The sequence below is a fragment of the Deltaproteobacteria bacterium genome (assembly GCA_016219225.1).
In the GTDB taxonomy this organism is placed as follows: domain Bacteria; phylum Desulfobacterota; class RBG-13-43-22; order RBG-13-43-22; family RBG-13-43-22; genus RBG-13-43-22.
Map to the genome: position 1 here is coordinate 1 of JACRBX010000239.1, position 9,006 is coordinate 9,006.

Genomic DNA, 9,006 nt, shown 5'->3' on the forward strand with positions numbered 1-9,006 from the left:
CAGGGTGGGGCCCACGATGCCGGAGGCGATCACATCCAGAATCGGGGCCCGGTGATAGCTGGTCCGCTCGTCGAATATGGCCTGTTCCATGTAGGTATAGGACCGCCCCCCATACTCCTTGGGCCAGGATATGGTCACCCAGCCTTTTTCAACCATCTTCCGGCGGAATCGGATCAGGACCTCCCGGCTCGCCTCGTCTTCGATTCCCATCGAGCCGCAGCCGTATCCTCCCGGCCAGTACATGGGACGGGAAGCCCAGCCCGGAGGCAGGATCTCCTGTAAAAAGGTATCCACCTCGTCATAAAAGGCCTGTTCCTTTTCATTGAATCTGAATTCCATTCCGGCTCCTTTCCGGTTTAGTTACCCTTAATCCGTTTTGTTAACAAAGCATATCGGGGACACTCCCAGGAATATTCAGTCGGGCCTCTGTCTTAGACTGGATCTCCTCTATACTTACCCCGGGGGCCTTTTCTTTAAGTACCACCCCCCCCTCCATTACTCTCAGGACTGCCAGTTCGGTAACGATTAAGGTAACTACACCCGCCCCTGTCAAAGGGAGTGTGCATTGTTTCATAATTTTTGGAGAGCCGTTTTTTGCTATATGTTCCATGGTGACGATCACTTCCCTTGCCCCCGAGACAAGATCCATGGCACCGCCCATCCCGACCATTTTGCCGGTGCGCGCCCAATTTGCAAGATTCCCTTTCTCATCGACCTGTAACGCCCCCAGCACGGTTACAGATATGTGCCCCCCCCTGACGAGGTCCCAGGAAGAAGCACTATCTATGACTGATGCCCCTGGAATCAAAGTGATAGGTCCTCCTCCTGCATCGAAGAAATCCTTATCCTCTTGTCCGGCAATTGGTTTGGGGCCTAATCCAATTAGTCCGTTTTCACAGTGCAGTATGGCCCCGTTTGGAGCATAATTAGCTACTAACGTGGGTATGCCAATACCCAGGTTAACCACGTCTCCATCTTTTAAAAACCGGGCAGTCCTTGCCGCTATAAATTCTCTCGAATCGGTCATCTCATTGGTCTCCTTTCCCTACGACGATCATATGGACGAGCACACCAGGAGTAATAACCTGGTCAGGATCTATTGTTCCCACGGGGACTATTTCCTCGGTCTCAACAATGACCAGCTTTCCAGCCGTGGCCATCAAAGGATTGCAGTTACGAGAAGAACCGCGGTAGACCAGGTTTCCCATCGTATCGGCTTTCCAGGCCTTGACCAGAGAGATATCAGCCTGAAGGGGCGTCTCCAGTAGATAGCTCTTATTATTGACAATAATTTTTTCTTTATCCTTTTCAACCAAGGTCCCTAATCCTGTCCGAACGAGTGCTCCCCCCAACCCGGCTCCCCCACAACGGATGCGTTCCATCAGAGTTCCCAATGGAACGAGTTCCACTTCTAATTCGCCCGACGCATATTGATTGACAGCCTCCGGATGCTTTCCAATAAAGGAGCAGGTGATCTTAACCGTTCGTCTGCTTGAAATGAGCTTTCCTACACCAATACCGGGATCCCCGCTATCATTAGATATAATCGTAAGGTTTTTTACCCCGGTCTCAATTATTCCGTCTATCAGGTATTCCGGAACGCCATGATTGGCAAAACCACCGACCATAATCCTTTGTCCATCGGCGAACCTGTGCAACACCTCTTCACGGGTATAAATCTTCTCCATATCCAGACCTCCTCACCTTCTTAATCTAATAAGAAATGATGTAAAAAAATCAGTCGAGGAACTCAGATAAATTCAGGAGGGCTCTCGCTTCCCGGCAGGTGGCGACCTCCCTTCCCATTTCTCTTGACAAAGCGGCTATTTTCCTGACCATCTGGGCATTGCTTTGAGCCAGATTCCCCTTCGAGATATAAATGCAGTCCTCAAATCCTACCCGGACATTACCGCCAAGGGCTATGGCTACAGGACCTAACGAGAAAATATTCAAACCAACGGCACAAAGCCCCCAAGTGGATCCGGAGGGAATCGCGTTTTTAAGAAAAACCAGATTTTCCACTGTTGGTTGCATACCGCCCAAAACCCCTAATACAAACTGAAAATGTAACGGGGTTTTCATGGCACCGATCTCCCGAAGGAAAATCGCATTATGAATCATCCCTGCGTCATAAATTTCAATTTCCGGTTTTATGCCGTGGGCCTTCATGGTATCGGCAAAATGTAAAATTCCACTCCATGGATTCATCTGAACATCATCCAGAATGAATTTCCGTTGTTCCCGGTCGAAAAATCCGAAATTGAGCGATCCGGCATTGAGTGACGCCATTTCCGGTTTTACACTCTGGTCAACCGAAAGGGATGAAACCACACCGATTCTTTCTTCGAGAGACATCCCCGGCCCGCCACCGGTCGTGACATTGACAATGATATTACACTTTTTACGGATCAATCCGATCGTCTTTTTGAAGAGACTAACATCCTGAACAGGTTTTCCAGTTATGGGATCGCGGACGTGCAAATGGACTACTGCCGCCCCCGCCTGACAGCTTTCTGCCACTGATTCCGCCAATTCTTCAGGGGTTACCGGCAAATGGGGATTCTGCACCCGGGTGGTCAAAGAACCCGTTACAGCAACAGTAATGATAGTTCTTTCCATGGTGTCATCCTCCGATACCTATTCTGCAGGCCTGAAATATTTTATGTCCCGAATGTCGCCCTTTCGATCTTCACTAAATACGGCCTGAACTCTTAACCCGATGCTTAGCTCCTTAGGATCGACCTCCCCCAACCTATGCACCAATCCGGTACTGGCACCATCCAGCAAAATGATTCCGTACAAAAGAGGCGACCCTGCCGGTTGACCAGGGAGTGCCCCATAAACGGCAGTATAGCTCATTACGGTACCCGTTTGACTTACCTCCCTCCAACCTTCTGTCTGCCTGAAGCAGATAGCGCAGGTGGATCTTGCCGGAACCAACACCCTGCCGCACTCCGGGCAGGTTATGCCGAGAATCCGCTTATTATCCCTCAGTTCTATGAGAAATTCACTGCCGACCGATCCAGCAGAGGTAAGGTACCAGGTCTCAAATGGTTTATCGGCGATTATTGTTTCCGATTCTCTTTCCAGGTTCGTCATTGTTCCGCTCTCTCCTTATCCATCAGGGTTCTGAAGTACACAATATCGCTCAAATTTCCGACCCGTTCTTCACGAGATTTCCATACCGCCTGGACCCGCATCCCGTTATAGATCTTCTTCATATCAGTTTCTTCGAGAATGTGATAAAGCGGCGTACAGCGGCTGGTTTCTGTACCTTCCAGAAGTATTTGTGCTCCCGGGTTCGTTTTTCCCAATACCTGGCCTGTTAATGGTTCGATATCCCTTTGAGTTATTTCAAGAAACGTCACCACCGTCCCCTGGTCAGGCAACTCAAGCCAGTTCTCCGCTTTATCTTCAACCGCAATTTTGCACCAACCACAGGTTATATTGGGAGGTAAATTGATCCTTCCACATTCCGGGCATCGGTTCGCCACGATTCTTCCGTTCTCTCTTAACTCCAGGAGGAACCTGGAGAGATATTTCCCGGCGCTCTGTTTAAAAGGCAACCGCACCTCACTTCTTATTGCCAAATATTCCTTTTGCTTGCTATTCATGTCACCTCCCCTGTCATTAAAGATGATTCTGTAGGATACAGGCCCCGGCGAAGTCCCCGCCGAGCCCATGGGCCAGTCCCCTGGATACCCTCTTACTGACCTGATAGGCCCCCGCATCTCCCCGAAGCTGTAGAGCAAGTTGCGCCGGCCGCATCATGGCCGAATCACCGATGGCATTCGTGCAAAGGACCCCACCAGAAGGATTCACGGGGGTCTCACCATCTAAACGGGTTCTTCCGCTCTCGATCAGTTTTCCGACCTGGTTTTTTTCACAGAGCCCCATGATCTCCAAACCTTCTGCAAGGACCCAGACACTCGGATCGTAGAACTCAAATACATCCAACTCTTTCCGGGGATCCGTTATGCCATTTCTTTTGTACAACTTTTTAATGCTGTCCTGAGAAGGCCACCAAAAAGTTGGGCCGAGCATACCTCCGCCGGCAGGTGCCGTTATATACATACTATCCACTGCACAATGGCTGGTTACGTGATCAACGACCCAAATGGGTTTTTTCGATAATTTTCTGGCTGTCGACTCGGGCGCCAGAATTACCGCAACCGCTCCGATTGAAGTGGGACATATGTGCAGGAGCCTTACGGTTGGTGCCACTAAAAAAGGGGAGTGCATGACCTCTTCAACTGTCAAAACATCCCTAAGATGAGCCTTCGGGTTTTTCGAGGCATTTTCCGAGGCCTGGACTCTCAAAAGGGCCACCTGTTCTTCCGTAACGGATTTTCTGGCTAACAGGTCCTGGGCCCATTTGTTAAATACAATTCCGACCCCGGCCCGCGATGGAGCGACCACAGTCAGGAAAGGGTTTTCGTGAACAACCCTTAACGAATAGGCTGAACTCCCTTCATCCTGTTTCTGCCACCCGACTGCCAGGACAGCATTGAACAATCCGGACCCGGCATGCTCCACAGCCGTATAAAGGGTCGATGCCCCAACCGTTCCACCGGTGTTAATCCGCATACCGCTTTTCAGAAAGGCCCCATCCCCCTCGGTCATCCACATATCCACATGGTAATTTCCTTCGAAAAGTTCCATATTACCGGTCACCACACAGTCCACATCTTTTATCCTTATTTCGACGTCTTCCAAGGCCAGCCGAACCGCCTCGTTGACTATTTCAACCTGGCTTCTTTCAAGCCATTTGCTTTTGTGCTCCGTTATCCCAATGCCTACAATGGCTACTCTTTCCGACATAATTCCTCCTAAATTCCCAAGATAATAACACAGTGTGCCTGCCCGCAGCAGCCGGTTACCCCGTGAGCCAGGGCGGTTCGCGCAGACTGTACCTGTCGTCCGCTCGCCTCATGTCGCAATTGCAGGAAGCCTTCAGCGACCCGCGACATGCCTGCCACCCCACAAGGTACTCCGGACAGCAACCCTCCGGAAGGATTTAGGGATATCCGCCCGCCGACTTCCTCCTCCCCTCGCTCAATCAACAGACCGCCCTTACCTCTGTCGCAGAACCCCAATCCCTCGGCCCACATCAGTTCCTGGTAGGAATACTCGCCCGATATTTCAGCGATATCGACTTGTCTCCTGATATCTTGTATCCCTGCCATGGCATAGGCCCGCTTAGCCGCCAGCTCTAAGGCCCTGCAATCAGCCAGATCCCGATCGCCAAGATTGTGCAGATCATAACAGTTCCCGATCCCTTTAATCCAGACCGGCTGATCGGTTATTTTTAACGCCGTCTCCTCAGAGGCTATGAGCATAGCGCAAGCACCGTCCGAAATCGGCTTGGAATCAAGGATTTTAATCGGGTCGGCTATCAGGCGTGAACCCAAAACCTCTTCAACGGTAATATCCGACTGAAGTTGGGCATAGGGATTACCTTTACCATTTTTACGATTTTTCACTACCGCTTCGGCACACTGCCTTTCACTGATTCCATAGGTCTCCATGTACCTCCTCGCTTGCAGAGCCGCACCCACTTGGTAGTCCAGGCCAAGGGGCCGCAGATATATCGGATCCAAACCGGCATTCTCTATAATACTCCTTACAGTTGCCGATTCTTTTCGATGGCTCACCACCAAAACCAGGTCATAGGTCCCGGAGAGTATCTGTACCGTCGCCAGATAAACCGCCTGGGCGCCATCTGCCGAGACCTTCACCTCCGGCATTCCATGTGCCCCAAGTTCCCGCTGAATACAAAACTGTGAGATCACCCTGGCATCCCAATAATCCTCACAGCAGGACACAATGGCATCAATTCCCGGACCTTTTATCGCTCTGTCCGCCCAGGTCAAATTTAATCTTTGGGTTACCTTTTCGACGACTTCCCACACCAATTCTTCATAACTGACGTCCATTCGGCTCGCAGCATATTTCGTCTGCGCTGCTGCCACAATCGCTGCCCTCTTTGCCATATATCGTCCCCTTTTCCGCAAGGCGCTTTGTAAATTGTTTCGAAAATGACGGATTTATTGACCGTCACCCATAAAATCTATTTTTATAAAGAACAAGCGCTCGCTCTTTATATAAATTTTTATTTGCGGGTTGTCAACCTTTTTTTATAAGAATGCAGAGTAATTTTGACAGGCCAGGCCGTTCCAATAAATTAATCTAAAGAGACGTTCTGATATTTACACTTCTCTACAACTTGTGCTAATATGTTGATAGCATATTGCTAAGTCTCCTTCCCAACCTCCCCGCTTCAGGACCCCCGGAAAGGAGATTTTATCGTGCCTTACTAATAAACTCTTATTTAGAGAATCTGGGAATTTATCTCTAACCGAATATAGGGATGACAACATGACAAAATTGATCAAGAGTCTGAAAGCCAAAAAAATCAAACCAAAAAGACCAAATGGTTCCGTGCGCTCTCCTAAAAAGGAAGAGTTAGTCGCTACCAGAGAAAGCCAAATTGCTGCTGGCGCATCCAACGTCATGCTTAAGAAAGGATACCACGCAGCCACTACCCGCGAAATAGCACAGGAATGCGGTATGTCCATGGGTCAGCTCTATTCTTATATTACCTCCAAAGACGACATCCTCTATATTGTGTTCAGGCAGATGTACCAGGTATTTATAGAACACATCCAGATGAGCAAACAGGAAAAAGCAAAAGATCCGGTCGATAGACTCAGGAAGGCCCTCTTTTACACTCTGAAATTCACTGGCAGTCAAAGAAAATTCATTCAACTTCTTTTTACGGAAAGCAGGCATTTAGACAAACCGCATTTGGATGAAATCCTGGATATGGATAAAAAATTTATCCTCACCTTTTGGCGGGAAATGCTGTCGGAATTTGATTTATTTAAAACCAGCGAAAAGGATCTGGATTTTGCGGCCAGTGTTGTTCATTACCTTTTAGTGTTCTTGCCTTTAAGGTCCTGGACGGTTGCCGACCGCCCATTAGAGGAAAATATTAATTCCCTGATTGAGTTTATTTTGAGGGGCCTCGGGCTTACAGGTGCACCCTCTATCAAATAATGAGCTAAAAAATCTAACGGTGCCCCATCAACATATTTGGAAGAAAAGTGGCTATTGAGGGAAACAGAAATATCATGATCAAGCCCATGATAAGGACGACGAGAAAGGGATAGACCCCATCGTAAATGACCTTGAGGGGCTCTCCCGTAATCTGCTTTACCAGAAAAACGCCAATGGCCACCGGTGGGATCACCACCCCGATCATAATCGTGATACTGATTACCATAGCGAACCATATAGGGTCAAAACCCAACTTCAGGATGACGGGGAAAAAGACCGGGGTGGCCAGGATCATGAAGGCGAGATCATCTATAAAGGACCCGCCGATCAGGTAGATGAAAACAATAAAAATCATGATAATCCAGCGGTTTATCCCGAGACCAGCAACCCATTGAGCGACAGTCATCGGTATATTGGTGATGGTCAGGAAATGTCCGAAAATATTCGAGCAGGCGATGAGCATAAGAACCATACAGGCCGTCTGGAGGGATTCATTGATGGGACGTCCGATGTTCTTAAACCGGAACCGTTCCTGAATGACAGCAAGAACGAGTACGGCCGCAAGCCCGATGCTTCCTGCCTCAGTGGGGCTGAAAAACCCGTTCATAAGCCCGCCTATGACTATGGTAAAAATGACGACAACCCAAATGAAATCAGGGAGGCAGCGTCCCCTTTCTTTCCAGGTGAATTTCTGACCCCTCGGAGCGATTGCCGGGTTGGCCTTCACCCAGGCCCACGTAGCGAACATAAAGAGTCCCGAGAGCATAATCCCGGGGACGATTCCTGCAAGGAAAAGCCTCCCGATGGACTGCTCAGTAATCAGGCCAAAGATAATGAGGACGACACTGGGCGGCAAAAGAATGCCCAGAGTCCCTACGGTCGCGACCAGGCCCGTTGCCAGCTTTTTGCTATAACCATATCGGAGCATTTCAGGTACCGCGATACCGGAAAAGGCTACTATGGTGGCAAAGGTAGATCCACACATGGCCTTGAAGACCGTCGCCCCTACAACAGTAGTCATAGCCAGACCTCCAGGGATGTGACCGACGAAGCGATAAGCGGAGTCATACAGTCTTTTTGCGGTCCCTGAGTGATAGGCTACTTGACCCATAAGGACAAAGAGCGGGATAACCGTGAAACTGTAAGAGGTGAAGGCATCGAAGACGTCCTTAGCCAGAACGTTGACAGCACCGCTGAACGAAACAAGGCAAGCATAACCTATAAAACCGATAATACCAATGGCAAAGGCTATCTCAATTCCGGTGAGGAAGAAAAAGCCAAGAACGATGATCGAGACAATTCCGAAGGTTATCTCACTCATCTTGCTTACCTCCAATAATTACTATGATAAGTAAGAGCAGATGAAAGGACTGAATCATAAACATCCCGCCAAGGCACCAGGCTACAGGGTAGAATGGGATCTTCATCGTTTGGCTTACCTCGTGGGCGGCACGAAAATTGGAACCCATAGATATCAAACTCCACCCGATAAGGGCTGAGAAGATCATTACCATTGCCCTTGTAGTGGCATTTATAATCTTTTGCGGAGCACCTTGTATTTTCTTCACGAGAAAATCGACATTTACGTGACCGCCGCTTTGACCGGTATAAGGGACTGTAAATCCGATGACGATGCCCCCGAGGAAAGAGATCATTTCCCAGGCACCTGGGACAGCGCGCCATAACCCCCGTCCCAGGACTTCGGACAGTGTTAGCATAAACAGTAAGATGAGGGCCATACCTGCTATTACCTGGCATATTTTGCCTATTATTCGCCATATGTTGATTATGCGTTCCATGGATCACCCTTGAACATAACGCACCTACGGTGCGGACTTTAGAGATCCTTGACATAACATAGATCACCACCACAAGGGCACTGAAGTTCTGGCATTCGGTGTTTAGACCTTGGGGAAGGTGGGAAGGAATCAACCACGATATCCTCCA

Annotated in this window: 11 protein-coding genes; 1 reads left to right on the forward strand and 10 read right to left on the reverse strand. The window is 49.1% G+C overall.

What is annotated here, in order from left to right; all coding sequences use genetic code 11:
- The 8 genes from HY879_19860 to HY879_19895 form a co-directional block, all read right to left on the reverse strand.
- A partial coding sequence (locus HY879_19860; protein ID MBI5605593.1) for an acyl-CoA dehydrogenase family protein occupies window positions 1-339 on the reverse strand: 339 nt, incomplete at its 3' end.
- A 40-nt stretch (window positions 340-379) separates the two neighbouring features.
- Window positions 380-1,027, reverse strand: a complete 648-nt coding sequence (locus HY879_19865; protein MBI5605594.1) for a 3-oxoacid CoA-transferase subunit B — start codon at window positions 1,025-1,027, stop codon at window positions 380-382.
- 1 nt (window position 1,028) lies between these two features.
- The gene (locus HY879_19870; protein MBI5605595.1) at window positions 1,029-1,688 is read right to left on the reverse strand and encodes a CoA transferase subunit A; all 660 of its coding nucleotides are present in this window, start codon (window positions 1,686-1,688) and stop codon (window positions 1,029-1,031) included.
- Between the two features lie 49 nt (window positions 1,689-1,737).
- Window positions 1,738-2,619 carry a 3-keto-5-aminohexanoate cleavage protein gene (locus HY879_19875; protein MBI5605596.1) on the reverse strand — a complete coding sequence of 294 codons (882 nt, stop codon included), beginning with the start codon at window positions 2,617-2,619 and terminating at the stop codon, window positions 1,738-1,740.
- A gap of 18 nt (window positions 2,620-2,637) precedes the next feature.
- Complete coding sequence (locus HY879_19880) at window positions 2,638-3,099, reverse strand: Zn-ribbon domain-containing OB-fold protein (GenBank protein MBI5605597.1); 462 nt, start codon at window positions 3,097-3,099, stop codon at window positions 2,638-2,640.
- On the reverse strand, window positions 3,096-3,683 hold the full coding sequence (locus tag HY879_19885; GenBank protein MBI5605598.1) for a hypothetical protein: 588 nt from the start codon (window positions 3,681-3,683) through the stop codon (window positions 3,096-3,098). The genes HY879_19880 and HY879_19885 overlap by 4 nt, the downstream gene beginning before the upstream one ends.
- On the reverse strand, window positions 3,631-4,821 hold the full coding sequence (locus HY879_19890) for an acetyl-CoA acetyltransferase (protein ID MBI5605599.1): 1,191 nt from the start codon (window positions 4,819-4,821) through the stop codon (window positions 3,631-3,633). Before HY879_19890 ends, HY879_19885 begins: the two co-directional genes overlap by 53 nt.
- Window positions 4,822-4,829: 8 nt before the next feature.
- Window positions 4,830-5,993: a thiolase family protein gene (locus HY879_19895; GenBank protein ID MBI5605600.1), complete on the reverse strand. Its 1,164-nt coding sequence runs from the start codon at window positions 5,991-5,993 to the stop codon at window positions 4,830-4,832.
- Between the two features lie 385 nt (window positions 5,994-6,378).
- Between HY879_19895 and HY879_19900 the strand changes: the two genes are divergently transcribed.
- On the forward strand, window positions 6,379-7,059 hold the full coding sequence (locus HY879_19900; GenBank protein MBI5605601.1) for a TetR/AcrR family transcriptional regulator: 681 nt from the start codon (window positions 6,379-6,381) through the stop codon (window positions 7,057-7,059).
- A 13-nt stretch (window positions 7,060-7,072) separates the two neighbouring features.
- Here HY879_19900 and HY879_19905 read toward each other — a convergent pair whose 3' ends face one another.
- Both HY879_19905 and HY879_19910 read right to left on the reverse strand, forming a co-directional pair.
- Complete coding sequence (locus HY879_19905) at window positions 7,073-8,380, reverse strand: TRAP transporter large permease (GenBank protein ID MBI5605602.1); 1,308 nt, start codon at window positions 8,378-8,380, stop codon at window positions 7,073-7,075.
- Window positions 8,373-8,858, reverse strand: a complete 486-nt coding sequence (locus HY879_19910; protein ID MBI5605603.1) for a TRAP transporter small permease — start codon at window positions 8,856-8,858, stop codon at window positions 8,373-8,375. The genes HY879_19905 and HY879_19910 overlap by 8 nt, the downstream gene beginning before the upstream one ends.
- Window positions 8,859-9,006: the final 148 nt, after the last annotated feature.